Source organism: Kitasatospora sp. NPDC048662, from assembly GCF_055587065.1.
Window position 1 is genome coordinate 51,431 of sequence record NZ_JBVJHA010000004.1, and the last position, 24,925, is coordinate 76,355.

22 protein-coding genes and 4 pseudogenes are annotated in these 24,925 nt (G+C 72.1%); 19 read left to right on the plus strand and 7 right to left on the minus strand.

Annotated elements, in window-relative coordinates; genetic code table 11:
• Window positions 1-37: 37 nt before the first annotated feature.
• Together ACZ6R9_RS13680 and ACZ6R9_RS13685 are read right to left on the minus strand one after the other, a co-directional pair.
• A complete protein-coding gene (locus tag ACZ6R9_RS13680) occupies window positions 38-727 on the minus strand; it encodes a CocE/NonD family hydrolase (RefSeq protein ID WP_465538297.1) in 690 nt (229 codons plus the stop codon).
• A gap of 295 nt (window positions 728-1,022) precedes the next feature.
• Entirely contained in the window at window positions 1,023-1,373 is a 351-nt protein-coding gene (locus tag ACZ6R9_RS13685; RefSeq protein WP_465538298.1) for a BP74-related protein, read from the minus strand.
• Between the two features lie 525 nt (window positions 1,374-1,898).
• Between ACZ6R9_RS13685 and ACZ6R9_RS13690 the strand changes: the two are divergent.
• Window positions 1,899-4,556, plus strand: a pseudogene (locus ACZ6R9_RS13690) (SpoIIE family protein phosphatase); the annotation flags it as partial.
• On the opposite strand, the gene ACZ6R9_RS13695 reads toward ACZ6R9_RS13690, so the two are convergent.
• A complete protein-coding gene (locus tag ACZ6R9_RS13695) occupies window positions 4,514-5,476 on the minus strand; it encodes an ABC transporter permease (protein WP_465538299.1) in 963 nt (320 codons plus the stop codon). The pseudogene ACZ6R9_RS13690 and the gene ACZ6R9_RS13695 overlap by 43 nt on opposite strands.
• Window positions 5,477-5,723: 247 nt before the next feature.
• On the opposite strand from ACZ6R9_RS13695, the gene ACZ6R9_RS13700 reads away from it, so the two are divergent.
• The 17 genes and pseudogenes from ACZ6R9_RS13700 to ACZ6R9_RS13780 all read left to right on the plus strand — a co-directional run bounded on the left by ACZ6R9_RS13700 (window position 5,724) and on the right by ACZ6R9_RS13780 (window position 20,635).
• Window positions 5,724-6,050 carry a MarR family winged helix-turn-helix transcriptional regulator gene (locus ACZ6R9_RS13700; RefSeq protein WP_465538300.1) on the plus strand — a complete coding sequence of 109 codons (327 nt, stop codon included), beginning with the start codon at window positions 5,724-5,726 and terminating at the stop codon, window positions 6,048-6,050.
• Window positions 6,051-6,245: 195 nt separating this feature from the next.
• Window positions 6,246-6,581, plus strand: a pseudogene (locus ACZ6R9_RS13705) (phospholipid scramblase-related protein); the annotation flags it as partial.
• A 471-nt stretch (window positions 6,582-7,052) separates the two neighbouring features.
• Window positions 7,053-8,108, plus strand: coding sequence for an NADH-quinone oxidoreductase subunit B family protein (locus tag ACZ6R9_RS13710; protein ID WP_380478314.1), 1,056 nt, complete (start codon window positions 7,053-7,055; stop codon window positions 8,106-8,108).
• A gap of 79 nt (window positions 8,109-8,187) precedes the next feature.
• The gene (locus tag ACZ6R9_RS13715; protein ID WP_465538301.1) at window positions 8,188-9,969 is read left to right on the plus strand and encodes a nickel-dependent hydrogenase large subunit; all 1,782 of its coding nucleotides are present in this window, start codon (window positions 8,188-8,190) and stop codon (window positions 9,967-9,969) included.
• Window positions 9,966-10,433, plus strand: a complete 468-nt coding sequence (locus ACZ6R9_RS13720) for a thioredoxin (protein WP_380478243.1) — start codon at window positions 9,966-9,968, stop codon at window positions 10,431-10,433. The genes ACZ6R9_RS13715 and ACZ6R9_RS13720 overlap by 4 nt, the downstream gene beginning before the upstream one ends.
• Window positions 10,430-11,077 carry a DUF5947 family protein gene (locus ACZ6R9_RS13725; protein ID WP_465538302.1) on the plus strand — a complete coding sequence of 216 codons (648 nt, stop codon included), beginning with the start codon at window positions 10,430-10,432 and terminating at the stop codon, window positions 11,075-11,077. The genes ACZ6R9_RS13720 and ACZ6R9_RS13725 overlap by 4 nt, the downstream gene beginning before the upstream one ends.
• Window positions 11,074-11,718: a DUF6084 family protein gene (locus ACZ6R9_RS13730; protein ID WP_465538303.1), complete on the plus strand. Its 645-nt coding sequence runs from the start codon at window positions 11,074-11,076 to the stop codon at window positions 11,716-11,718. The genes ACZ6R9_RS13725 and ACZ6R9_RS13730 overlap by 4 nt, the downstream gene beginning before the upstream one ends.
• A complete protein-coding gene (locus ACZ6R9_RS13735) occupies window positions 11,715-13,076 on the plus strand; it encodes a hypothetical protein (RefSeq protein WP_465538304.1) in 1,362 nt (453 codons plus the stop codon). The genes ACZ6R9_RS13730 and ACZ6R9_RS13735 overlap by 4 nt, the downstream gene beginning before the upstream one ends.
• Window positions 13,073-13,603 (plus strand): hydrogenase maturation protease, encoded by a 531-nt coding sequence (locus ACZ6R9_RS13740; RefSeq protein WP_465538305.1) that lies wholly within the window; start codon window positions 13,073-13,075, stop codon window positions 13,601-13,603. Before ACZ6R9_RS13735 ends, ACZ6R9_RS13740 begins: the two co-directional genes overlap by 4 nt.
• Entirely contained in the window at window positions 13,597-13,701 is a 105-nt protein-coding gene (locus tag ACZ6R9_RS13745; RefSeq protein ID WP_465538306.1) for a DUF6893 family small protein, read from the plus strand. Before ACZ6R9_RS13740 ends, ACZ6R9_RS13745 begins: the two co-directional genes overlap by 7 nt.
• 120 nt (window positions 13,702-13,821) lie before the next feature.
• Entirely contained in the window at window positions 13,822-14,202 is a 381-nt protein-coding gene (gene hypA / locus ACZ6R9_RS13750; RefSeq protein WP_380478238.1) for a hydrogenase maturation nickel metallochaperone HypA, read from the plus strand.
• A gap of 6 nt (window positions 14,203-14,208) precedes the next feature.
• Window positions 14,209-14,973, plus strand: a complete 765-nt coding sequence (hypB, locus tag ACZ6R9_RS13755) for a hydrogenase nickel incorporation protein HypB (RefSeq protein ID WP_465538307.1) — start codon at window positions 14,209-14,211, stop codon at window positions 14,971-14,973.
• Between the two features lie 47 nt (window positions 14,974-15,020).
• A complete protein-coding gene (gene hypF, locus ACZ6R9_RS13760) occupies window positions 15,021-17,315 on the plus strand; it encodes a carbamoyltransferase HypF (RefSeq protein WP_465538308.1) in 2,295 nt (764 codons plus the stop codon).
• Window positions 17,316-17,328: 13 nt separating this feature from the next.
• On the plus strand, window positions 17,329-17,619 hold the full coding sequence (locus ACZ6R9_RS13765; RefSeq protein ID WP_189272948.1) for a HypC/HybG/HupF family hydrogenase formation chaperone: 291 nt from the start codon (window positions 17,329-17,331) through the stop codon (window positions 17,617-17,619).
• On the plus strand, window positions 17,616-18,740 hold the full coding sequence (gene hypD, locus ACZ6R9_RS13770) for a hydrogenase formation protein HypD (protein WP_465538309.1): 1,125 nt from the start codon (window positions 17,616-17,618) through the stop codon (window positions 18,738-18,740). The genes ACZ6R9_RS13765 and hypD overlap by 4 nt, the downstream gene beginning before the upstream one ends.
• Window positions 18,733-19,842 carry a hydrogenase expression/formation protein HypE gene (gene hypE, locus ACZ6R9_RS13775; protein ID WP_465538310.1) on the plus strand — a complete coding sequence of 370 codons (1,110 nt, stop codon included), beginning with the start codon at window positions 18,733-18,735 and terminating at the stop codon, window positions 19,840-19,842. Before hypD ends, hypE begins: the two co-directional genes overlap by 8 nt.
• A 268-nt stretch (window positions 19,843-20,110) precedes the next feature.
• A complete protein-coding gene (locus ACZ6R9_RS13780) occupies window positions 20,111-20,635 on the plus strand; it encodes an NAD-binding protein (protein ID WP_465538311.1) in 525 nt (174 codons plus the stop codon).
• A gap of 201 nt (window positions 20,636-20,836) precedes the next feature.
• On the opposite strand, the gene ACZ6R9_RS13785 is transcribed toward ACZ6R9_RS13780, so the two are convergent.
• The 4 genes and pseudogenes from ACZ6R9_RS13785 to ACZ6R9_RS13800 all read right to left on the minus strand — a co-directional run.
• Window positions 20,837-21,478, minus strand: a complete 642-nt coding sequence (locus ACZ6R9_RS13785; protein WP_465538558.1) for a fibronectin type III-like domain-contianing protein — start codon at window positions 21,476-21,478, stop codon at window positions 20,837-20,839.
• Entirely contained in the window at window positions 21,478-21,732 is a 255-nt protein-coding gene (locus ACZ6R9_RS13790) for a glycoside hydrolase family 3 C-terminal domain-containing protein (protein ID WP_465538559.1), read from the minus strand. Before ACZ6R9_RS13790 ends, ACZ6R9_RS13785 begins: the two co-directional genes overlap by 1 nt.
• A 171-nt stretch (window positions 21,733-21,903) precedes the next feature.
• Window positions 21,904-22,245, minus strand: a pseudogene (locus ACZ6R9_RS13795) (glycoside hydrolase family 3 N-terminal domain-containing protein); the annotation flags it as partial.
• Window positions 22,246-22,627: 382 nt separating this feature from the next.
• A pseudogene (locus ACZ6R9_RS13800) lies at window positions 22,628-23,056 on the minus strand (family 1 glycosylhydrolase); the annotation flags it as partial.
• 96 nt (window positions 23,057-23,152) lie between these two features.
• Here ACZ6R9_RS13800 and ACZ6R9_RS13805 point away from each other — a divergent pair.
• On the plus strand, window positions 23,153-24,340 hold the full coding sequence (locus ACZ6R9_RS13805) for a TetR/AcrR family transcriptional regulator (RefSeq protein WP_465538312.1): 1,188 nt from the start codon (window positions 23,153-23,155) through the stop codon (window positions 24,338-24,340).
• Window positions 24,341-24,925 lie beyond the last annotated feature (585 nt).

The following is a 24,925-nucleotide window of genomic DNA, read 5'->3' on the forward strand; positions in this document are numbered from 1 at the left end:
GGCCGGCCAGTTCGGCACGTCGTAGGTGGTGGTCCAGCTACGCGTAGGCCTCCCGCGTCGGCTCCGCCAGCCCGGGGAACGGCAGGCCGGTCACCAGGTCGGCCAGTCCGGGGCCCGCAGGGGCGCCGTGGTCGCCGATCCACAGGTTCATCCGCTTCTGCACGGTGAGCCGTTCGAAGAGCTCGACCACCGGATTGACCGGGAACAGCGTCTCGTGCCAGGTGTTCGAGAGGAACGTCGGGATGCCCCGCGCGTTCGTCCGGTCGACGTACGCCTCCGGGGAACGCTGGGTGCCCCACGCGACCCGCTCGTCGAGGTTCCGGCCGCTCAGGAAGTCCTCGAGGATTCGCTGCGTCCCCTCGTCGAACTTCTCCTCCAGCGGGCCGCCGGTGAAGTCGATCAGCGTCTGCACGGCCTCCAGGTGCCGGGTGCCGTTGTTGTACAGGCTGGTGGCGAGGTTCCCCCAGGTGCTCAGCGCGACCACGGCGGCGACGCGGGCGGTCGGGTCGTGCGCGGCGACCAGCTGGCTGATCCCGGAGCCGTAGGACTCGCCGAGGAACCCGAGCCTGCTGGGCTCGAAGAACTGCTGCGCGTAGTCGATCACGAACGTGCCGTCGGCCCAGTCGTTGGGCCCGGCCACGTCGACGAAGCCCTCGGAGGTCGACGGCCAGCCCTTGATGCCGATGCCGCGCGGCGAGTAGGCCAGCACGTGGTACCGCGCTGGCAATGTCGGTGAGCGTCGCTTCGGTGACCAACGGAGTCGGGTCACTGGTCATTTCGGAACCACCTCCTCTGCGAACGGATACCGATCGGCATCATGGTCGGCTCACAGAGAAGGGAACTGACGCATCGTCGGCATTCACTGAAAGCAGTGAGGTCGAAGCGCGCTCCCGCCCCGCCTGCGCTACGTAACGACGTAACTGGACGCCCGCCGCTTCGCCGATCGCCAGACGGTGGGAGTCGCCCGTACCCACCCGGCTTCGGAGCGAGACCACGAGGTCGCACCGGCGTGGCGGGCGTGCTCAGCCGTCCAGCTCGCGGGTGATCTTCGAGCGTGCGGGCGCCCAGATGTTGTCCGGCAGGAAGCCCTCCTGGCCGATGTCGTCCAGCTGCGTCGCGACGTAGTGCGCCGAGGCGTCGCAGTCCGCGTCCGCCTCCTGGAAGAACGTGATGCTGCCGGGGTCCAGATGGAAGTTCCAGTCCGGGTTGTGGTCCGCCGTCTCCGCGACGACCCGGCCCTGGGCGTGGACCTTGGAGCTTTCGGTACCCGCGAGGATGGCCCGGGCCTGCCCGATCTTCTCCTCGTCGTCCAGCCGGAAGACGAACTCGTCATCGTCCGGGGCCGCTTCGAGACCGAATCGGGCAGTCGCCATGGGGTGCTCCGGTGCGAGTACTGGTCACGAGGTTTCTTCGGCTCCGGACAGTAGCGCAGCGCCGTTCCGGGATCGCGGATCGGCTCGAAACACCACCCGGCCGGGTCCCCGGCCCGAGTGCGGCACTCCGGTCGGACGCCGGACGCCGGGAGCTTCTCGAAGTCGCCGGGGTGTACTGGCGATCGAAGAAGGCCTCCCGGGGCCGTATAAGCGGACAATGACGAACCAGCCGCGGCCGGGGACAGCGCGCGGCGCCGGCGGGGCGACTCGGGACCGGTGCGGATGGCGATCGACCGGTCACCCGGGCTGCGCGAACTGCCGCGTCGCCCCCGAGGGTCGTCGAGGGCGTCCGCGCACGGTGGCGTGGCCCGCAGTACGCGGGCCGGGACGAGGATGCCGTGCACCCTGGGCTCGGACCCGGTCGGGATCCTCGTCGGACCTCCGGTCCTTCTCCCGCTGTGCGCGACATCGGGCGGGGTGGCAGCGTGGAGAGAGCTGGGACCCGAACGCGCGGGGATGGCCTGGATGAATGCAGCGGACGGCAATGCCGCTCGGCGTGCCGGACCGGGCGGGTCGGACGGACAGCGATCCGCCCGAAGCGGGGTGCGCTCGCGGCTGCGGGTGCGCACCGTTGCCGGGCAGGTGTTCGTGGTGCTGCTGGTGGTCGTGCTGCTGCTGGTCGGCGTGGCGCTGACGGCGCTCGTGCTGCAGGCCCGGCGATCCGCCACCGGTGAGGCCGCGGGCCGCACCCGGGCCGTGGCCGTCGCCCTGTCGCGGGCCCCCGGCGTGGTGAGCGCGATGGACGGTCCCGATCCGACCGCGGTGCTGCAGCCGTTGGCGGACAAGGTCGAGCACGAGGGCAACGTCGACTACGTGGTGTTCGCCAACCCGGCCGGGATCCGCTACACGGCCCTGAGCCCCGACCTGATCGGGAAACACGTCATCGGTCCGTTCGAGCACACCCTCGCCGGGCCGACCACCGACAGCTTCCGGACGCCCGTCGGGCGGGTCGTCGAGTCCGGCGCGCCGGTCCACCGGCCGGACGGCTCGGTCGCCGGCGTGGTCCAGGTCGGAATCACCGTCGCCCACGTGGGCAGCGCGGTGGGCCGGCAGCTGCCGATCCTGATCGGCGGTGCGGCGGCCGCGCTCGCGGTCGGCACGGGCGGGGCGGCGCTGGCCCGGCGGCGGCTGCGACGCCAGACGCACGGCCTGGGCCCGGCCGAGATGACGCGGATGTACGAGCACCACGACGCGGTGCTGCACGCCGTCCGCGAGGGTGTGCTGATCGTCGGCGGGGACGGACAGGTGCTGCTGGCCAACGACGAGGCCCACCGGTTGCTCGAACTGCCGCCCGACGTGGAGGGGCGGGCCGCTTCCGAACTCGGGCTCGATCCCGCGCTGGCCGAGCTGCTGGCGTCCGGGCGGGCCGCCACCGACGAGGTGCACCGGGCCGGGGACAGGCTGCTCGCCGTCAACAACCGCCCCACCGCACCGTTCGGCGGAGAGCCGGGCAGCGTCGCGACCGTCCGCGACACCACCGAACTGCGCGCACTGGCCGGGCAGGCCGAGACCGCGCGGGCCAGACTGCAACTGCTCTACGACGCCGGGCTACGGGTCGGCACCACCCTGGACGTGGCGCAGACCGCGCAGGAGCTGGCCGACGTGACCGTTCCCGGTTTCGCGGACTTCGCCACGGTCGAGCTGGCCGACGCCGTGCTGAACGGTGAGGAGCCCCCGGACCCCGGCACCGCGCAGGGCCCGCGGATCCGCCGCGTCGCGGTCGGCGGCGTCGGCGAGGACGGGCCGTTCCTCCCCGTCGGCTCGCGGCTCGATCCGTGCCCCGGCACCCCGGAGGAGACCGCGCTGGAGACCGGGCGCGCCGCGCTCGTCGCCGACCTGCGCCGGTCCGACGCCTGGCGGGCGCCCGGCCAGGAGGCGGCCGACCGGGTGCTCTCGTACGGGGTCCACTCGCTGATCTGCGCACCCCTTCGGGCACGTGGCACGACCCTGGGCACGGTCCACTTCTGGCGGGCGGGGTCGCCACCGTTCGAGGAGGACGACCTCTCCTTCGCCGACGAGCTGGCCGCCCGCGCGGCGGTCTGCCTCGACAACGCCCGCCGGTACACCCGTGAGCGCACGATGGCCGAGGCGTTGCAGCGCAGCCTGCTGCCCGGAGCACTGCCCGAGCAGAGCGCCCTGGAGGCGGCCTACCGCTACCTGCCGGCGTTGCACGGGGTGGGAGGGGACTGGTTCGACGTCGTTCCGCTGCCCGGCTTCCGCGTCGCGCTCGTCGTCGGGGACGTCGTCGGCCACGGCCTGCACGCCGCCGCCACCATGGGCCGCCTGCGCACGGCCGTCCTCAACCTCTCCGCCCTCGACCTGCCCCCGGACGAACTGCTCGCCCGCCTCGACGAACTGGTCACCCGCCTCGACCCGGCGGAGAACTCCGGGGGAGAGCGGGACATCGGGGGCCAGGGCGAGCGGGCTGCCGTCACGGGCGCCACCTGTCTGTACGCGATCTACGATCCGACGTCCGGCGAATGCACCATGGCGCGGGCCGGACATCCACCGCCGGTGCTGGTGGAGCCCGACGGCAGCGCCGAGTTCGTCGACCTGCCGGCCGGGCCGCCGCTCGGCGTGGGCGGACTGCCCTTCGAAACCACCGGGCTGCGACTGGCCCCCGGAACCGCCCTGGTGCTCTACACCGACGGGCTGGTCGAGAACCGCGACCGCGACCTGGGAACCGGACTGGAGGCACTGCGCCGCTCCCTGGCCGGTGCCGATGTCCGGCACTCCCCGGACGACATCTGCCAGGCCGTGTCCGACGCGCTGGTGCCGTCGCGCCCCACCGACGACATCGCGCTCCTGGTCGCGCGCACCCGGCTGCTCGAAGCCGACCAGGTGGCCAGTTGGGACGTGCCGTTCGATTTCGCCTCGGTGTCACGCATCCGGAAGGAGTGCGCCGACCGACTGTCCGCGTGGGGACTGGAGGACCTGTCCTTCACCGCCGAACTGATCCTCAGCGAGCTGATCACCAACGCCATCCGCTACGGCACCGAGCCGGTCCGGGTCCGCATACTGCGCGACAGCAGCCTCGTCCACGAGGTCTCGGACGGCAGCAGCACCGCCCCGCACCTGCGCTACGCAGCCACCACGGACGAGGGCGGCCGGGGCCTGTTCCTGGTGGCGCAGACGGCCGAACGGTGGGGGACCAGGTACTCGGCCCGGGGCAAGGTCATCTGGGCCGAACAGTCGCTGGTCGCGCCGGAGTTCCGGTTCGAGGGCTTCGGCGAGCTGCACCCGTGAGCCCGCGAACGCCCGGCACGCCGGCACGCGTCGGTGTGAGGAGACCGTGCCGCGGGTGCCGCGGGCTGCGCGCCGGGAATTCTCCGGTGTCGAGGAATCCACTCGGTTGCTGTCATGGTCAGCGTGGTCCACCGCTTGAGGAAGGCGTGCAGGCCGGTGCCGATGGCGACGATGCCCGCCGAGTAGAGCCAGCCGAGCGCCCAGATCGAGACCTGCTGGTGGTCGACGATGTGGAACACGGGTCCCGCGGTGACGATCCCGATCGCGCTGACGACGAGCGAGGTCGCCAGCCCGACCAGTGCGCGCACTCGGATGCCGAGGGCCGCGCCTGCCGTGCCGATCACCGGCACGCTGGCGTAGGAGCCGATGCTGAGGGCGACCAGGAGGAAGAAGATCCCCTGCCCCGTCGGGCCGCCGGCCGCGAGCGGGGCCACGTCGGTGACGGCCAGCGGCACGCCCTGGTGCGCGGCGACGGGCTGGAACACCGCCTCCGCGGCCATCGCGGAGGTGTCGGAGTTGCCCTTGGCGACGAGCAGTTCCGGACGGTTGGCGTCGGGAACGTACGCGCCGACGAGGTCCCGGTCGCGCAGCAACTGCTCGGCGCTCTGCCGGTCGGGCAGAGTGGTGACGTCGAGCACGTCGCCCGCCCGGTCCTTGAGGGTCTGCGCCAGCACCTGGTCCGGCGCGGTGGTGCCCACCACGGCGACCTTCAGGTGGTGGGGCTCCGGCTGGTGGAAGGCGCCCTGGTAGGCGAGCGCCATGCCCAGGCACATCAGTAGCGGCGTGAGCAGGTGCACGGCCAGGTGCCCGATGCTGTGCCAGCGGTTCGGTGCGGCATGGTGGGGGCGGTGGGCTGGGCCGATTCGGCCCCGTCTGATGTCTTCATGATCGGGCGGTCCGTCCTGGCGGCGAGGTGCTGTTGGTAAATACAACCAATGAGACCAATGTGCCCCAACCTTCGAGGAGACCCTGCAGTCGATCCAGCGGGAGCTGACGGCCTTCGCCCGGCGTTCCCGCGGCCGCGCCGGGGGCCTGCACCCCGGAATGTCGCCGGTCGCCTGCAGCATGCTCGACGTCATGACCGAGCGCGGCGACTGCCGGGCGACGGACCTCGCCACCTACTTCATGCTCGACCAATCGACCGTCAGCCGGCAGGTCGGCGCGCTCGAGAAGCTGGGGCTGGTGGTTCGTGAGACCGATCCCGACGACCATCGGGGCCGGATCCTGCACCCCTCGACTGTCGGCCGCAAGGTCGGGGAGCAGGCCAACGAGTACCGCCGCCTGGCCTTTCTGGAGCGCCTCGCGGATTGGGCGGAAGAGGATCTCCAGCAGTTCAGTCGTCATCTTGAGCGCTACAACGCGGCCGCCTGACCGGACCCGACACGCCCGAGCGAACGGCGAGGTCACGGCCTGATTCGATGGCTTGCGTCTGCCTCCGAGCTCAGCGGCTCGCGGCCGATCGCGACGGTCGCCGCAGGCGAACCCGGTGACTTTCACCCTGCGGGACAGCGGGGTGGTCGACAGGCGCCCGGCTGCCCGCGGGGGACCGTCGCCGAGCCCGTCCTGGAGTACGCGGTCTTCGACCAGCAGGGCGCCACGCTGGGCTCGGTGGTCCAGGTCGGCCAGAGCAGCCTGCGCAAGGTGCTCCGGCTGCTCTCCTCCATCGACCAGTACCTGACCCACAAGCTGGAGATCCGTGACGCGCACGGCACCCCGGTGCTGCTGCTGACCCGCCCGGCGAAGATCATCAAGTCGCGGGTGATCGTGCAGCGGCCGGACGGCCAGGAGGCCGGCCAGATCGTCCAGCAGAACGTCCTCGGGAAGATCAACTTCGCGATGGAGGTCGGCGGTCGGAAGGTTGGCGCCATCAAGGCGGAGAACTGGCGGGCCTGGAACTTCTCCCATCGTCGGCGCCCCCCTTGTGGTCAGTCGTCAGGCGAGTGGCTGCGTTCGAGGCCGCCGCTGAGAGCGCCCGCGGCGAGGAACAGCGACGAGGTGGAGGGGATGGTGCGAGCGGCCAGGCCCGACAGCAGGACCGCGACGAGCAGCGTGGCCCCGAACGCGGCGATGAGCACCATGAAGGGAACCCCCGGTTCGGCTATGGGGCAAGAGGGCCGGATCGTGGCGAAGAAGGCCGTCCGGAAGGTCGATGAACGCAGTCGGCCGCCGGCCGCGTACCGTGCCGAGGAGCTGGCGGTGATGCGCCGCCAGTTCTTCGCCCCCGAGCGGCGGTGTGTTGAGCCGAACGGCGGACCTGTCCGCGGTCCATCGGATGCCCCGCACGGCCGTGTGGACCGGCGTGCCGGGCCAACCGCTGTTAAGACGGTTCTGAGCCATTGTGTCCGGCTCTCCCGGCTCCGAGGAGGCATCCTCATGGGTGCTGCAACAACGAGCGCCACCGACACCGACGTGGTGCACATTCTCTGGATCAACGCGGGGCTCAGCTGCGACGGCGACTCGGTCTCTCTGACGGCCGCCATGCAGCCGAGCATCGAGGAGATCGTCACGGGGGCCCTGCCGGGCCTGCCGAAGGTCGCCGTCCACTGGCCGCTCATCGACTTCGAGTGCGGACCGGCGCAGGGCGCCGACAACTTCGTTGAGTGGTTCTTCAAGGCGGACCGAGGCGAACTCGACCCGTTCGTCCTGGTGGTCGAGGGATCCATCCCCAACGAGGAGATCAAGGAGGAGGGTTACTGGTGCGGCTTCGGCGACGACCCGGCGACCGGTCAGCCGATCACCACCAGTGAGTGGCTGGACCGGCTCGCCCCGAAGGCCACCGGCGTCGTCGCGATCGGCACCTGTGCCACGTACGGCGGTATCCACGCCATGGAGGGCAATCCGACCGGTGCGATGGGTGTGCCGGACTACCTCGGGTGGGACTGGAAGTCCAAGGCGGGGCTGCCGATCGTCTGCGTGCCCGGCTGCCCGATCCAGCCCGACAACTTCGCCGAGACCCTGACGTACCTGCTCTACCAGCTGGCCGGCTCGGCGCCGATGATCCCGCTGGACGACAAGCTGCGCCCCGCCTGGCTGTTCGGTGCCACCGTGCACGAGGGCTGCGACCGCGGCGGCTACTACGAACAGGGGCAGTTCGCCACCGACTACGGCACGCCGGAATGCCTGGTGCGGCTCGGCTGCTGGGGCCCGGTCGTGAAGTGCAACGTCCCCAAGCGCGGTTGGATCAACGGGGTCGGCGGCTGCCCGAACGTCGGCGGCATCTGCATCGCCTGCACGATGCCCGGATTTCCTGACAAGTTCATGCCGTTCATGGACCCGCCTCCCGGCTCGACCGTCTCCACGGCGGCCAGTTCCGCGTACGGCTCGGTGATCCGGCGGCTGCGGGCGATCACCCTCAAGACCCTCGACAAGGAACCCAGGTGGCGCCGCACCGGCCGCAAGCTCACGACCGGCTACCGCGCCCCGTGGTGACCCGGCGGGCCGCTGCGCACCCCGCGTGGCGACCCGCCCGCCGCTCCTCCCACCCCTTCAGAAGGGCACGACAGACACGATGGCACCGATGACCAAGGCGGCCGGGGACGGCAGCGGCCTGGTGGAGATGTCCTGGGACCCGATCACCCGGATCGTGGGCAGCCTGGGCATCCACACGAAGATCGACTTCAAGCAGAAGCGGGTGGCGGAGTGCTACAGCACCTCATCGGTCTTCCGCGGCTACAGCGTCTTCATGCGCGGCAAGGACCCGCGCGACGCGCACTTCATCACCAGCCGGATCTGCGGCATCTGCGGCGACAACCACGCCACCTGTTCGGTCTACACCCAGAACATGGCGTACGGCGTGAAGCCCCCGCACCTCGGTGAGTGGATCATCAACCTCGGCGAGGCCGCCGAGTACATGTTCGACCACAACATCTTCCAGGAGAACCTGGTCGGGGTCGACTACTGCGAGAAGATGGTTCGCGAGACCAACCCCGGCGTGCTGGAGTTGGCCGAGCGCACGGAAGCGCCGCACGCCGGCGAGCACGGCTACAAGACCATCGCCGACATCATGCGCTCGCTCAACCCGATCGAGGGTGAGTTCTACCGCGAGGCGCTGCAGGTCAGCCGCTATACCCGGGAGATGTTCTGCCTGATGGAAGGGCGCCACGTGCACCCCTCCACGCTCTATCCGGGCGGAGTCGGCACGGTGGCCACCGTCCAGCTGTTCACCGACTACCTGACCCGGCTGATGCGCTACGTCGAGTTCATGAAGAAGGTCGTGCCGCTCCACGACGACCTCTTCGACTTCTTCTACCAGGCGTTGCCCGGGTACGAGGAGGTCGGTCGGCGGCGCGTCCTGCTCGGCTGCTGGGGCAGCCTCAACGACCCGGACCACTGCGACTTCACCTACCGCAACATGACCGACTGGGGCCGGCGGATGTTCGTCACCCCCGGCATCGTGGTCGACGGCAAACTGGTCACCAACGACCTCACCGAGATCAACCTCGGCATCCGGATCCTGCTCGGCAGCTCCTACTACGAGGACTGGCAGGGCAAGGAACTGTTCGTCACCCACGACCCGCTCGGCAACCCGGTCGACCCGCGCCACCCGTGGAACCAGCACACCATCCCGCAGCCGCAGAAGCGCAACTTCGACGACAAGTACAGCTGGGTGATGTCCCCACGCTGGTTCGACGGCAAGAATCACCTGGCCCTCGACACCGGCGGCGGCCCGATCGCCCGGCTCTGGTCCACCGCGCTGTCCGGGCTGGTCGACATCGGCTACGTCAAGGCCACCGGCCACAGCGTGGTGATCAACCTGCCGCGCTCGATGACCAAGCCGGAGACCACCTTCGAGTGGAAGATCCCGCAGTGGAGCAACGCCATCGAGCGCAACCGCGCCCGCACCTACTTCCAGGCCTACGCTGCCGCCGCGGCCCTGCACTTCGCCGAGAAGGCGCTGGCGGAGGTCCGCGCCGGCCGCAGCCAGACCTGGGAGCGCTTCGAGGTGCCGGACGAGTCGATCGGCTGCGGCTTCACCGAGGCGGTCCGCGGTGTGCTCTCGCACCACATGGTGATCCGGGACGGCAAGATCGCCAACTACCACCCGTACCCACCGACACCGTGGAACGCCAGCGTCCGCGACAGCTACGGCACGCCCGGCCCGTACGAGGACGCGGTGCAGAACACGCCGATTTTCGAGGAGAACTCCCCGGATGACTTCAAGGGCATCGACATCATGCGGGCCGTCCGCAGCTTCGACCCCTGCCTGCCCTGCGGCGTCCACATGTACGTGGGCGGCGGGAAGACCGTGCAGCAGATGCACGTGCCCACCGGCCTGAGCGGGCTCGCATGACGGCCGAGCAGACCGGGCAACGGGTCCAGGAAGCGCTGGACCGGCTCGCCGCGTACGGTGCGCAGGAGACCGGCGAACACTTGGTGCGCGAGCTGATGGAGATGTACGGCGACGGCCTCACCCGACTGGTCCGGGCGGTGCCGCCGCCCGCGCTGGAGCGGCTGCTGGACGACCCGGTGGTGGCCGGACTGCTCGTCCTGCACGACCTGCACCCCGAGGACGCCACCGCCCGTATCCGCCGGGCGCTCGCCACCCTCGCCGAGCCGATCGAACTGTCCGGCTACGAACCTGCCACCGGCACCGCCCGGCTCCGCCGCACCCGAGGGGGCTGCGGCTGCTCCGAGCAGGAGATCGAGACCGTTCTCGCCTGCCACGCACCCGAGGTGACGGCGCTTGAGCTGGAACAGGCCCCGCAGTTGCTGCAGATCTCCGCCCGCCCGCCCAGCCCGGCGGAGGCACGGTGAGCATCCGTCGACTCGACAGGCTCGGCACTGCCTTGCTGCGCCGGCTGCGCGAACCGGCCCCTCCGCAGCCCGAGCGCTGCACCTTCTGCGGCCAGCGCGTTCCGCAGCACCACCGGCACCTGGTGGACACCGAGGAACAGGCCCTGACCTGCGTCTGCACCGCGTGCGGGCTGCTCTTCCAGCAGCCGGGCGCGGCCGGCGGCCGTTACCGCAGTGTCCCCGACCGCCACCTGATCGACCCGGACCACCGGATCGGCGAGGACGCCTGGGCGGCGCTCGGCATCCCCGTCGGGACCGCCTTCCTCTTCCGCAACGCCAGGCAGAACCGACTGGTGGTGTTCTACCCCGGCCCGGCCGGTGCCACCGAGAGCGAGCCGGACGAGGCCGCCTGGCAGTCCGCCCTCGACGGCAGCCGGCTCGCCGCCGTCCTGGAGCCGGACGTCGAGGCCCTGCTGCTGCGGCACACCGACGACGGCGTCCAGTGCCACCTGGTGCCCATCGACACCTGCTACGAACTGGTCGGCCGGCTGCGGCGCTGCTGGCGGGGGTTCGACGGCGGCGCCGAGGCCCGGGCCGAACTCGACGCCTTCTTCGCCCGGCTCGACGAGCGCGCCAGGCCGCTGGCGGCGGAGGTCTCCCGATGACCGAACTCGGCTTCGCCTGTACCGGCGTGACGACCGATCCGCACGCCGCCGGGCCCACGCTCGTCTTCCGGCTGCGGATCACCGCGCCCGCCGCCGCCCGGGTGCACGCCCTCGCGCTCCGCTGCCAGCTTCGCATCGAACCCGCCCGCCGCGGCTACGGCGAGGCGGAGGGCGAGCGGCTCGCCGACCTGTTCGGCGAGCGCTCCCGCTGGGGCACGACGCTCAACCCGGTCCAGCTCGCCCAGGTGCCGCTGATGGTCCCCGGGTTCACCGGCGAGACCGAGGTGGACCTGCCCGTGCCGTGCACCTACGACATGGACGTCGCGTCCGCCCGCTACCTCAGGGCGCTGGACGGCGGGGAGATCCCGCTGCTGCTTCTGTTCTCGGGCACCGCGTTCGCCGGGCCCCGCGGGTTCCAGGTCACCCCGGTCCCGTGGGACCGGGAGGCCTCGGTGCGGATGCCCGTCGCGGTGTGGCGGGAGGCGATCGACCGACACTTCCCCGGCTGCGGCTGGCTGCGGCTGCCCGAGGACGTGATGGACGCGCTGCTCGCCTACCGTTCCCACCGCGCCCTGCCCTCCTGGGAGGCCACCGTGCGGGAACTGCTGACCGCCACCGAGCTCGAGGACGCCGCCCGGTGACCGCCTTGACCGAGGAGTTCGACAGCAGATTCGCGCAGGCCCGGCAGATCGCCGACGCCGTGCTCTTCGAGGGGTACGTGCTGTACCCCTACCGCGCCTCGGCCGCCAAGAACCGGCTCCGCTGGCAGTTCGGCGTGCTCGTCCCGCCCTGCTGGGGCGAGGACAGCGGCGAGCACTCCCACCAGCGCACCGAGTGCCTGATGGAGCCGCGCCCCGGCGACCGACTGGCTGTGGAACTGCGCTTCCTGCGGGCTCAGCGCCGCACCGTCGAACGCGCCCTGCCCGGCGGCGGGTTCGAGCCGGTCGAGGAGTTGGAGCTCGCCGACCGGGTGATGGTGCCCTGGGACGAAGGCGTCGAGGAGCGCATCGAGCTACTGCTCCCGGTCACGGAGCCGGCCGAGGGGGTAGTGCACCCGTTCCACCTCCTGGCCGGCGAGGACATCGAAATCCTCCATGAGGAAGACGTGCTGATCGGACGGCTGGTCCGGCGACGGGAGTCCGTCGAGGGCGTGCTGAGGCTGACGGCCTGCGCGGTCCCGGGGCCGTACGCGGCCCAGCGGCTGACCGTCGTGGTGGAGAACACCACCGTCCGGACGGCGGCGCCGGCAGCCGGGCGGGAGGCGGCGCTGCAGCACTCGCTCGTCTCGGCGCACCTGTTGCTGGGGCTCGATCGGGGCTCCTTCCTGTCGGTCACCGACCCGCCCGAGTGGGCCAGGGAGGCGGTCGCGCAGTGCCGCAACGAGCACACCTGGCCGGTCCTCGCCGGGCCGCCCGGGCGCTGCCGGGTGCTGCTCTCCTCGCCGATCATCCTGGAGGACCACCCGAGCATCGCCCCCGAGAGCCCCGGCGCGCTCTACGACGCGACCGAGATCGACGAGATTCTCGCACTGCGGACCGCCGCCCTGACCGACCGTGAGAAGCGCGAGGCCCGCGGTACCGACGAGCGGGCCGGCGCAGTGATCGACCTCGCCGACTCGATGCCGCCGGAGGTGCTGGAACGCCTGCACGGCGCCGTCCGAGGCCTGCGCGAGATCACCGGGAACGTGCCCGGCCGGCCGTGGTGGGATCCGGGCGACGACCCCGAGGCCGACCCGGAACACGACCGGGTCGTCGTCAACGGCCGGCAGGTCGGTGCGGGCAGCCGGGTCGTGCTCAGGCCCGGGCGGCGGCGCACCGACGCGCAGGACCTGTTCCTGGACGGGCGGACCGCCCTCGTCGAGGCCGTGCTGCACGACGTGGACGGCTCGGTCCACCTCGCCGTGACGGTGGAGGACGACCCCGGCGCGGACCTGTGGCGGGCCCAGGGCCGCTTCCGCTACTTCCAGCCCGACGAGATCGCCCTGTTGGAGGAGCCATGAGCACGGGCCGCGTCCTGGTCGCCGGGGTCGGCAACATCCTCCTCGGCGACGACGGGTTCGGGGTGGAGACCGTCCGGCGGCTGAGGGAGCACCCGCTGCCGGACGACGTCGAACTGCTCGACGTGGGCGTGCGCGGCGTCCACCTCGCATACCAGGCCCTGGACGGCTACCGGCTGCTGGTGCTGGTCGACGCCACCGCGCGAGGCGGCGGGCCGGGCACTGTCCACCTGATCGAACCGGACGCCGGCCCGGTCGAGGTGCCCGTCCTGGACGGGCACCGGATGGGACCCGACGCCGTACTCGCGTTGCTCGGCACCCTGGCCGCAGGTACCGGAGGCACTCTGCCCGAGCGGGTGCTCGTGGTGGGCTGCGAGCCGGAGTCGCTGGACGAGGGAATCGGCCTGAGCACACCGGTTGCCGCCGCCGTCGAGGAGGCGGTCCGGGTGGTTCTGCGGATCGTCGGCGCGGAGGAGCTGACGGACGCGAAGGCGGACCTGCAAGTGGAGAGAGAGACAACGGCATGGTGAAGAAGCTGCTCTGTGCGGCCGTCGTGACGGCCGTGGCGGCGGTGATCTGGCAGAACCTGGACGACGTGAAGCGGTACCTGAGGATCAGCCGGATGTGAGCCGCGGATTGCTGCGAACGGCGTAGCCCCCCGGCGCGGCGGCGGTGCGGCTCCGAGCCGCTGCCGCCGCCGCGCTCTTCAATGAAGCCTTGTTGCCTCCCAGCAGCGGGAACGGGGCCCATGCACGAGATGTCGATCGCGGCGGCAGTCGTCGAACAGGTGGACGCCGCGGCGCGCGAGCACGGGATGGAGGCCGTCGTCCTGGTGCGGCTGCAGGTCGGCGAACTGGCCGGCGTGGTGCCCTCGGCTCTCGAGTTCTGCTTCGAACTGACCTGCGCCGGAACGCTGCTGGAAGGCGCGGTCCTGGAGACCGAGACGGTGCCGGCCCGCGCGAGGTGCCTCGGGTGCGAAACCGAATGGTCCGTCGGTATGCCGCCCGACCTCGGCTGCCCGAACTGCGACGGCTCCGGCGTCGAACTGCTGGCCGGCCGCGAGCTGCAGATCATCGGCGTTGAACGGGCCGAGCGCCCGGCGGGCGCCGGAGCCCGACAGGAAGGCTGAACTCCCATGTGTCGTACGGTGGAACTCCGGCAGGCGGTCCTGGCCCGGAACGACGACGGTGCCCGCGCCCTGCGCGCCCGGCTCGCCGCCCAGGGCACCGTCGCGGTGAACCTGCTCTCCAGCCCCGGCAGCGGGAAGACCGCGCTGCTCGAGGCCGAACTCTGCCTGGCCCGGGACCGCGGGATTGCCGTCGCCGCCCTCACCGCCGACCTCGCGACGGAGAACGACGCACTGCGGCTGGCCCGTTCGGGCGTGCCGGTGAAGCAGGTGCTCACCGAAGGGCTGTGCCACCTCGAGTCCGAGATGCTCACCGGGCAGCTGGCCGGCTGGCTGCCCTACGGCACCCGGCTGCTGTTCGTGGAGAACGTCGGCAATCTGGTCTGCCCGGCCTCGTACGACCTCGGCGAAACGCTGCGGGTGGCGCTCGCCTCGGTCACCGAGGGCGAGGACAAGCCGCTCAAGTACCCCACCGCGTTCGGGCTGGCCAACCTGGTGCTGGTGACGAAAGCCGACCTCGCTGCGGCGGTGGAGTTCGACGAGACGGCGTTCCTGGCCAACGTCGCCCGGGTCAACCCGGGGGTGGAGGTGGTGTTCACCTCGGCCCGGACCGGGCAGGGCGTGGGCGGGTTGCTGGACCGGGCGTGCGCCGTGCTGGAGGGTGCGGAGGTGCACCGGCCGGTGATGGCGGGAGCGTCGGCGAACGGGCCCGGGCACCTGCACTCCCACGGGGATGCGCACTCGCACGACGGTGCTGCCGCGGAGCACCTGTGAAGGTCGGTCAGGAAGCTTCGTCGGCAGCCGGGTTGGAGCGGCGGCGGGTGGCTGTGCGCGGGGTCGTCCAAGGCGTCGGGTTCCGGCCGTTCGTCTTCGCGCTGGCCGCCGAACTCGGCCTTGCCGGGACCGTCACCAACACCGGCGAAGGGGTGCTCGCCGAGATCGAAGGGCAGACCGAGGCGCTCGATTCGTTCTGCCGGCGCGTCGCCGGCGACGCGCCGCCGCTGGCACGCGTCGACGCAGTCGAACATGCGCCGTTGCCGCCAACCGGCGCGACCGGCTTCGCCATCACCCCGTCCTGCGGCGACGGCCTGCGGCGCTCCCTGGTCCCGCCGGACACCGCCACCTGTGCGGACTGCCTCGCCGAACTGGCCGACCCCCACGGCCGCCGCCACCGGCACCCGTTCATCAGCTGCACCAACTGCGGGCCGCGCCACACCATCGTCACCGGTCTGCCGTACGACCGCGCCAACACCACCATGGCGGACTTCCCGATGTGTCCGGACTGCGCACGGGAGTACACCGACCCCGCCGACCGGCGCTTTCACGCCCAGCCGGTCTGCTGCCACGCCTGCGGGCCCGAACTCTCCCTCGTCGTACCGGGTGACCGGACGACTTGCCGCGAGGACGCCCTCGACGGGGCCCGCCGGATGCTCCGGGGCGGCGCGATCCTGGCCGTCAAAGGCATCGGCGGGTACCACCTGGCGTGCGACGCACGGAACGTGCCGAGCGTCGCCCGGCTGCGCCGGCGCAAGCGGCGCGGTTCCAAGCCGTTCGCGTTGATGGCCCGGGACCTCGCCGAGCTCGCCGGGCTGGTGCAGGTGGGGCCGGTGGAGGAGGAGCTGCTCACCGGTGCGGCCCGGCCGATCGTGCTGCTCCGCCGCGTGGGCCCGAAAGTCTCGGCGCCGGGGTCGGTGGCGGCGCTGGAGGCCATTGCGCCCCGCAGCCCCGACCTCGGCGTGATGCTGCCGTACACCCCGCTGCATCACCTGCTGCTCGCGCCGCCCGGGCCGGGGCTGCTCGTGATGACCAGCGCCAACCTCTCCGGCGAGCCGATCGTCACCGACGACCAGGACGCCTTCGACCGGCTGGCTCCTCTGGTCGACGGCTGGCTGACGCACGACCGGACCATCCACGTCCCGTGCGAGGACTCGGTGGTACGGGTGGTCGACGGGGAGCAGCTGCCGGTCCGGCGCTCCCGCGGCCACGTGCCACTGCCGCTGCCGCTTCCCGTGCCGGTCCGGCCGGTGCTGGCCGTCGGAGGGGACCTCAAGAACACCTTCGCGCTGGCGCGCGACGGCTACGCCTGGCTGTCCGGCCACATCGGGGACATGGACGACCTCGCCACACTGGAAGCCTTCGACCGCGGGACGGCGCACCTGGAGGCCGTCACCGGAGTCCAGCCCGAGGTGTTGGCGGTGGACCGGCACCCCAACTACCGGTCGGCCCGGCACGCCCGGCGGTCCTTCGGCGACGCACGCGTGCAGCCGGTACAGCACCACCACGCGCACATCGCCTCCGTCATGGCCGAACACGGGCTGGACGGCAGTCGGCCCGTCATCGGGGTCGCGTTCGACGGCACCGGGTACGGCGACGACGGCGCCGTCTGGGGCGGCGAGGTGCTGCTCGCCGACTACGACGGCTTCCGGCGGCTCGGACACCTGGCGTACGTGCCGCTGCCCGGCGGCGACGCCGCGGTGGTCCGGCCGTACCGGATGGCGCTCGCCCACCTGTGGGCGGCGGGCATTCCGTGGTCGGCCGACCTGGCGCCGGTCCGGGCCTGCCCGCGCGACGAACTGGCGGTACTCGAAACCCAGTTGGATCGGTCGTTGAACTGCGTGCCGACCTCCAGCATGGGGCGGCTGTTCGACGCGGTGTCCGCGCTGGCCGGTGTCTGTCAGCTGGCCGAGTACGAGGCGCAGGCGGCCATTGAGCTCGAGGCCGCAGCGCTGGCCCACGGGCCCGCCGAGGGGTACGCCTTCGGGCTCCGGCGCGACGGCAGCGTGCTGCTCGGCGAGCCCGAGCCGGTGCTGGCCGCCGTGGTCGCAGACCTCGCCCGAGGGGCGTCCGGCGGCCTGGTCGCCGCCCGGTTCCACGCCGCGGTGGCCGAGCTGGTGCGCGCCCAGTGCCGGGCCGCCCGCGATGAGCAGGGCACGGACACGGTCGCCCTGACCGGTGGCGTGTTCGCCAACGCGCTGCTCTCGTCGGCCTGCGCGCACGGGCTGCGGGAGGACGGCTTCACCGTGCTGCGGCACCGCCGGGTGCCCCCCAACGACGGCGGGCTGGCGCTCGGCCAGCTGATGGTGGCCGCCCGGGCCGGCGGCCCGGGCGCGGGTTGAGAGGAGAGCAGGGATGTGCCTGGCGGTGCCCGGCAGGGTGATGGAGATCTCGGAAAGGGACGGGACGCGGATGGCGGTCGTCGACTTCGGCGGGGTGGTCAAGGACGTGTGCCTGGAGTACCTGCCCGACCTCGAGGTCGGTGAGTACGCCATCGTGCACGTCGGTTTCGCGTTGCAGCGGCTGGACGAGGAGTCGGCCCGGAAGACCCTCGACCTCTTCGCGGAACTCGGCCTGCTGCAGGAGGAGTTCGGCGACCCATGGGAGGCGGCGGCAGGAACGGGCGCGACGGAGGAGCGGCAGTGAGGTACCTGGAGGAGTTCCAGAACCCGGAGTTGGCGGGCGGGCTGCTGGCCGACATCCGCGCGGCGGTCACCCGGCCGTGGGCGCTGATGGAGGTCTGCGGCGGGCAGACGCACACCATCATCCGGCACGGTATCGACCAACTGCTGCCGGAGGGGGTGGAGTTGATCCATGGGCCGGGGTGCCCGGTGTGCGTCACCCCGCTCGAGGTGATCGACCGAGCGCTGGCCATCGCAGCCCGGCCCGAGGTGATCTTCTGCTCCTTCGGCGACATGCTGCGGGTGCCAGGCACCGACCGCGACCTGTTCCGGGTCCGCGGCGAGGGCGGCGACGTCCGGGTGGTCTACTCGCCGCTCGACGCGCTGCGGATCGCCCGGGAGAACCCGGACCGCGAGGTGGTCTTCTTCGGCATCGGCTTCGAGACCACGGCCCCGCCCAACGCCATGGCCGTCCACCAGGCCCGGAAGCAGGGCGTGCGCAACTTCAGCATGCTGGTCTCGCACGTCCGGGTGCCTCCGGCCATCGAGGCCATCATGACCTCGCCCGACTGCCGGGTGCAGGGCTTCCTGGCCGCCGGGCACGTGTGCAGCGTGATGGGCATCGACGAGTACCCGGCGCTGGCCGAGCGCCACCGGGTGCCGATCGTGGTCACCGGCTTCGAACCGCTCGACATCCTGGAAGGGATCCGGCGCACCGTACGGCAGTTGGAGCGCGGCGAGCACACCGTCGACAACGCCTACCCGCGGGCCGTCCGCCCCGAGGGCAACCCGGCGGCCCGGGCCATGCTGGAAGACGTCTTCGAGGTGACCGACCGGGCCTGGCGCGGCATCGGAGTGATCCCGCAGAGCGGCTGGCGGCTCTCTCCGCGCTACCGTGACCACGACGCCGAGCACCGCTTCGACGTCTCCGGGATCACCACCTGCGAGCCCGCGCAGTGCCGGGCCGGCGAGGTGCTGCAAGGGCTACTCAAGCCGAACGAGTGCGAGGCCTTCGGCACGCTCTGCACCCCGCGCACCCCGCTCGGCGCCACCATGGTGTCCAGCGAAGGGGCGTGCGCGGCCTACTACCTCTACCGGCGACTGGGCGCGCCGACCGCTCCCCAGGAGGCGAGCTTCGTTGGCTGACATCGAGATCCTCACCGCGCTGCCGACCACCGCGCCCGACGGGCCGCCTTCGGCGCCCGACTTCTCCGGGTGGTCCTGCCCGCTGCCACTGCGCGACCACCCCCGGGTGGTGATGGGGCACGGCGGCGGCGGGGCGATGTCCGCCGAGCTGGTGGCCAACTTGTTCGCCCCCGCGTTCGGCGGCCCTGCCCTCGCCGGCCTCGGCGACTCCGCCGTACTGGAACTCGGCGGCGCGCGGCTCGCCTTCTCCACCGACTCTTACGTGGTGCGGCCGCTGTTCTTCCCCGGCGGCAGCATCGGGGACCTCGCCGTCAACGGCACAGTCAACGACCTCGCGATGAGCGGCGCGCGGCCCGCCTACCTGTCCTGCGGCTTCATCCTTGAAGAGGGAGTGGAGATGGCCGCCGTCGACCGGGTCGCGCGAGCCGTCGGCGCTGCCGCGCGGGCGGCCGGAGTGGAGATCGCCACCGGCGACACCAAGGTGGTCGAGGCCGGTCACGGCGACGGCATCTACCTCAACACGGCCGGCATCGGGCTGGTCCCGGCCGGCGTGGACATCAGGCCGCAGCGGGCCGCTCCCGGTGACGTGGTGATCGTCAGCGGGGAGATCGGCCTGCACGGCGTGGCCATCATGAGCGTGCGCGAGGGCCTGGAGTTCGGAGTCGAGATCGAGAGCGACTGCGCCTCGCTCGGCGGCCTGGTCGAGGCGATGCTCGCCGTCACCCCCGACCTGCACGTCCTGCGCGATCCCACCCGCGGCGGTCTCGCCGCCGCTCTCAACGAGATCGCGCTGGCCGCCGGGGTCGGTGTGGTGGTCAACGAGCGGTCGGTGCCGATTCCGCCGCAGGTGGCGAACGCCTGTGCGGTGCTGGGCCTCGACCCGCTGTACGTCGCCAACGAAGGCAAGCTGGTCGCCTTCGTGCCCCGCCGGACCGCCGACGCCGTGCTCGACGCGATGCGCGCGCACCCGCTCGGCGCCGGCGCGGCAGTGATCGGTGAATGCGTCCCCGACCACCCCGGCATGGTCGTCGCTCGAACCGCGTTCGGCGCCACCCGGGTGATGGACCTGCCCATTGGCGAGCAGCTACCGAGAATCTGCTGATCGCGCAGCAACGCCTGCCCATCGGAACGAGGAAGGTGTGCGGATGGACACCGGCACGCTGGAACCGGTGCCCGGGGGAGAGCGTGCTCTCGGCTGTCATCTGCACGGGTGCGGGTACCTGCGGTCCGGCCCGGCTTCGTCGGGCGCGAGCCGGCACGGAGCGGCCCTCTGCTCACCCGCTCAATGTGACGGGTCATCAACGAATCGCGCTCGGGAGGAGACCTGGGGCGGCCGAGTGAGGAGACTGCACGGGTGAGCACCCCACCCGGTGCCACGGACCGCGACCGCCCCGTCCCGCTGCCCGGTCCCCGCACCCCCCGGCGCGCCGTCGCAGTCCGGCGGGCACATGGTGGTGTGCGGCGGCGACGCGCTCACCCACCGCCTGGCGGTCGAACTCGCCGACCGCTACGGACAGCACGTCGTCCTACTCGTCCCCTTGCTCCAGCACTGCCACGGACCGCGGATCGCCGCGCTCGCCGCCGACCCGCAGCGCACTGCCGAGGTCACCGAAGCGGGCCAGGCCGACGAGAGGGCCCTGGCCGCGGCCGGCGTCGAGCACGCGGCCGCGCTCGCCCTGACCTCCGACGACAACCAGGCCAGCTTGCACGCCGCCCGCGCGCCCGCCCGACTCAACCCGGACCTGCGCCTGGTGGTGCGAGTCTTCAACCGGCGCCTGGGCCAGCGCGTCGAACAGCTCCTCGACCGCGCCGTCCTGGCCGTCACCCCGGGCTGTCCGCCGCCGCCCTGGACGCGTCCACCGCTGTGCTGTCCGCCACCCCCGCCCTGCACATAGACGGCCGGCTCCTGCGCGTCGCCGAACCCCGGCACCCGCCCCGATGCCGCTGGCGGGTCTCGAGTGGCGTGAGGTAGCCCCACTCGGGGTGCTGCGCAGCCGCCTGCGGTTACAGAAGGTCTCGATGAGGGAGAAGACCTCGGTTCCACGGCGGGCACCCCTTCCCGGGCGCAGACGCGAGGCCGGGAGCGGGGGCCGGGGTTACGCCCCGGTGGGAGGGGTGACCGTGAGGGCGTGGCCGGGGTCGGTGGCGGAGGTGGCCAGGCGCAGGGTGAAGGTGCCGGGTTCGGTGGTCCAGGCGTGGGCGTCGGTGTCCCAGTGCTGGAAGGCCCGCGGGGCGATCTCGATGCGGGCGAGCACGCGCTCGCCGGCCTGGGCGCGGACGGCGGTGAAGCCGGCGAGCCAGGCGACCGGCCGTTCGACGGTCGATTCCGGGCGGGACAGGTAGGCCTGGAGGACCTGCTTGCCAGGCCGGGCGCCGGTGTTGGTGACGTCCGCCAGCACGACGACGCGGTCCCCGGCGGTGCTGGCGGTGGGCTGGTCGATCCGCCAGGTGGTGTAGCCGAGGCCGGAGCCGAACGGCAGCGCCGGTCCGCGGCCACCGGCCTGCTCGCGCTTGAGCCAGGCGCGGTAGCCGAGGTGGAGGCCCTCGGTGTAGGCGAGCCGGCCCTCGCGGGGCTCGACGGTCCACACCGGGACGTCCTCCTCGCGGGCGGGCCAGGTGGTGGGCAGCCGCCCGCCGGGCTCGCGGGCGCCGGTGAGGACGTCGGCGAGCGCGGCGCCGAACTCCTGGCCGGGGAACCAGGACAGGACGACGGCGGCCACTTCGTCGAGCCAGGGCATCAGCACCGGGGCACCGGGCCCCGGGTGAAGGCGTGCAGTTCGTCGGCCGGCGGCAGGCCGGGTGCGTAGGTGACGGCGTCCTGTCCGTAGGCGTCTCGCAGGCCTTCGAGTGGCGTGACGACGTGGTAGGGGAACACGGTCGCCGAGCCGCCGCCCTGGGCCCGGGCGCGCAGGGCGTGCTGCCCGATCACGCCGACCGTCAGTCCGTCCCGGGGCTCGACCGGCAGGGTGCCGTCGTTGCGGGCCAGCACCATGCCGTCGGCGGCGGCCTCGCGCAGCAGGTCGGCAATGGCGGTGCGGTCCCAGGGCTCGACCGGGGTGGCCGCGGGGCCGCTCTCCAGGGCGCCGACGCGTGAGGCGAGCAGCAGCAGCCGGGCGACCTTCTCGTCGATCGCGCTCTGCGGGACCCGTCCGGCCGTCACGGCCTCGACGAGTGCCTCGCCCCAGGGCCCCTCCGGGCCGGGCATGACGAGGTCCTGGCCGGAGGCGGCCGACGGCTCGGTGTCGCGCACCGCCGCCCAGTCGGAGACGACGACGCCGTCGAAGCCCCACTCGTCCTTCAGCGGGTCGCGCAGCAGCGGGTTGGCGGACATCGTCACGCCGTTGACGGTGTTGTAGGCGGACATCACCAGCCAGGCTCCCTCGTCGACCATCCGCTCGAAGGGTGCCAGGTAGACCTCCCGCAGCGTCCGCTCGTCGGCGTGGACGTCGACGGTGAAGCGGTCGGTCTCGGAGTCGTTGGCGACGTAGTGCTTCGCGGTGGTGGCGACGCCGTGCGCCTGGACGGAGGCGACGGTAGAAGCCCTCCCAGTCGTGGTGGACGCGCTCGAAGACCTCCTCGTTGCCCGGGGTGGGGGTGAACGACTGCTGCGCGACCGTCCAGCCGGCCTTCGCGTTCGTCGTCGCGCGCACCACTTCGACGGCGCGGCGGTGCACCTTGGCGAGGGTGTCGCCGAGCGCCTGGTCGGGGCGGACCGCGGCCAGCGCCGTCGCCAGTTCGGGGGCGGCCTGCCCGCCGGCCTGGCCGGTGTCGGCCTCGCCGGCCTGCTGGCCCATCATGGCGCTCGGACAGGCCTCCTGGACGCTCGCGAACACGGCGAGCATGTTGGGCTCGTTGATCGTGCAGACCCAGTCCACGTCCCGCAGCGCGGTGGAGACGAACTCGATGTAGCGGGCGAACCGGTCGGCCGCATCGGGGCGCCGCCAGCCGCCGGACTCGGCGAACCACCGGGGCAGGGTGAAGTGCTGGAGCGTGACGACCGGTGCCAGGCCCAACTCGTGGGCGGTGTCGACCATCCGGCGGTAGTGGTCCCGCTCGGCCCGCGAGAAGTGCCCGTCCGCCGGTTCGATCCGTGCCCACTCGAAGCCGAAGCGGTAGGCGTTCAGCCCGGCGTCCGCCAGCAGCCTCATGTCCTCGGCGTAGCGGTGGTAGCTGTCGACCGCGTCGCCGCTGCGGTCGGGGAACGGGGAGGTGGGGGCGTTCTCCGTCGCCCACCAGTCCGCGTTCACGTTGTTGCCCTCGATCTGGTGCGGCGAGGTGGAAGCTCCCCAGAGGAAATCCTCGCGCAAGCCGGTCATACCGGTCTCCTTCGGTCACAGGTCCGCCCTCGGCTCGAAAAGTTACCACGCTGGCGGTATTAATTGGAGAGGTGACACAGGCGCGATACTGGAGCGATGGCGATGAAGCGGGGCAGCTACCGGACCGGGCGCGAGCGCGTCGAACGCATCCTGGACGCCTCCCACGAGCTGTTCATCCAAGCGGGCTACCGGGCCACCTCGCTGCGCGACATCGCCGCCGCCTCGGGAATCTCCCACCCGGCACTGCTGCGTCACTTCGGCTCCAAGCAGGAGATCCTCACCGCGCTCGTCGACCGGCTCGACCGCAAGCACGGGAACTGGCTCGCGGACGGCGCGGGCGGCGCGGAATGGCCCCTCTCCGTGGCAGAGGTGGCCCGGCGCAACGAGGCCGAGGCCGGGTGGATCCCGCTCTTCACCGCCCTGATCGGCGAGGCGACCAGCCCCGAGCACCCGGGCCACGAGCTCATGCGGACCCGCCACCGGATCAGCAAGCGGCTCGGCGTCCGACTGCTCGGCGGCCTCGGCGGCGACGAACGATCGGTGAAGCTCGCCGCCCAGCGGCTCGGCGCAGCGTGGGACGGCCTGCAGATCCTCTCCTTGTACTTCCCCGGCCGGATCGACATCCCCGGCCTGCTCGGCGCCTACCAGGACGACTTGACGAGGCACGGGATCCCCGCCGCTCCCCCGCCCACGGTGCGTCCGCCCGACGCCCCGCCGACCGAGGAGGCGGCCACGCGGCCGGCACCGGCGCCGCGTGTCAGGGCGTTCGAGAGCGCGGCCCGCCTCTACGCGGCCCATGGCTACTACGGCACCTCGATGCAGGCCGTGGCCGACGGGGCCGGCCTGACCAAGGCCGCGCTGGTGCACATCGCCCCGACCAAGCGCGCCCTCCTCGACCTGGTCATCGCCGAGCTCACGACCCCCGCACCGGACGAAGCCGACCCCGGTAGCCGACTCGCGGCGCTCCTGGCCCGCCCCCGCTGGCAGGCCGCCGCGGAGATCGTGCTCATGTGCGAGGCCACCACGCCCTCCCATCCCGCGCACGCCCTGATGACCGGACGACTCGAGTACAGCCTCTCCAGCATCGAGCGCGACCTTGCAGCGGTTGGACCGGCAGCGCGGGACGAGGTGCGCACAGCGGCACAGTGGCTCCTCGCGCTCGCGCTCGGAGGGCTCATCGCCTGGCTCTACGAGCCCGAGGACGTGGAGCTGGGCACCCTCATCGAGGACGCGATCCCGCCCCGCCCGCACGGACGTATCGCGCGCGAGCCGCTCGCACGCTGACACCGCGGCGCCCGGCGGCCGTCCCGGACGGGAAGCACCCGCCCACGACGCCAGCCGTACCGGGGGTGCCCGCACCCGCCCGAGATGCTCCGTCGGGTAGTCCCCGGTGCCATGGTGTGGGCGGTGAGAACACCAACTGGGCGTCCGACCTTGCCGTTTGGAGATCGGGAGAGGCTGGATCGAGTGTGACGGTGATCGCTTGCAGGTCGTGTCGATCTTCGAAACGGTGCGTGTGCTACGTTCCGTGGTCCAGCCGAAGACCGGCGACCTCGGCAGCGCGCCGACGCTCCGGGGCCCGGCAGGTTCCGTGGTGCGGGTGGAGACGCGGTCGACCGTCGACGGGGCCGACTGCTCGGGCTGTGGGGCCCGGTCGAACCGTGTGCACGGCTCCTACGGGAGGACTCTTTCGCTGCCACGGGGGCGACTTCACACTCGCCTGGTATTGGAACCACTTCCACCATTGGCATGGCTTCCAGTAGTGTCCGTGACGGCGAGTCGCGTTGTTGTCCGAGCGCCAGGCCGCCACAACTGCCTTACGACGGAGGGGCATTGGGGTGAGCGGCGAAGCGGTCGAGGAGAAGTCGA

Coding starts and splice junctions, on each gene's coding strand:
- ACZ6R9_RS13685 (WP_465538298.1), bottom strand. CDS start 1,373: ATGGCGACTGCCCGATTCGGTCTCGAAGCGGCCCCGGACGATGACGAG.
- ACZ6R9_RS13700 (WP_465538300.1), top strand. CDS start 5,724: ATGTCGCCGGTCGCCTGCAGCATGCTCGACGTCATGACCGAGCGCGGC.
- ACZ6R9_RS13710 (WP_380478314.1), top strand. CDS start 7,053: ATGGGTGCTGCAACAACGAGCGCCACCGACACCGACGTGGTGCACATT.
- ACZ6R9_RS13715 (WP_465538301.1), top strand. CDS start 8,188: ATGGCACCGATGACCAAGGCGGCCGGGGACGGCAGCGGCCTGGTGGAG.
- ACZ6R9_RS13720 (WP_380478243.1), top strand. CDS start 9,966: ATGACGGCCGAGCAGACCGGGCAACGGGTCCAGGAAGCGCTGGACCGG.
- ACZ6R9_RS13730 (WP_465538303.1), top strand. CDS start 11,074: ATGACCGAACTCGGCTTCGCCTGTACCGGCGTGACGACCGATCCGCAC.
- ACZ6R9_RS13740 (WP_465538305.1), top strand. CDS start 13,073: ATGAGCACGGGCCGCGTCCTGGTCGCCGGGGTCGGCAACATCCTCCTC.
- ACZ6R9_RS13745 (WP_465538306.1), top strand. CDS start 13,597: ATGGTGAAGAAGCTGCTCTGTGCGGCCGTCGTGACGGCCGTGGCGGCG.
- hypA (WP_380478238.1), top strand. CDS start 13,822: ATGCACGAGATGTCGATCGCGGCGGCAGTCGTCGAACAGGTGGACGCC.
- hypB (WP_465538307.1), top strand. CDS start 14,209: ATGTGTCGTACGGTGGAACTCCGGCAGGCGGTCCTGGCCCGGAACGAC.
- ACZ6R9_RS13765 (WP_189272948.1), top strand. CDS start 17,329: ATGTGCCTGGCGGTGCCCGGCAGGGTGATGGAGATCTCGGAAAGGGAC.
- ACZ6R9_RS13785 (WP_465538558.1), bottom strand. CDS start 21,478: ATGCCCTGGCTCGACGAAGTGGCCGCCGTCGTCCTGTCCTGGTTCCCC.
- ACZ6R9_RS13790 (WP_465538559.1), bottom strand. CDS start 21,732: ATGGTGCTGGCCCGCAACGACGGCACCCTGCCGGTCGAGCCCCGGGAC.
- ACZ6R9_RS13805 (WP_465538312.1), top strand. CDS start 23,153: ATGGCGATGAAGCGGGGCAGCTACCGGACCGGGCGCGAGCGCGTCGAA.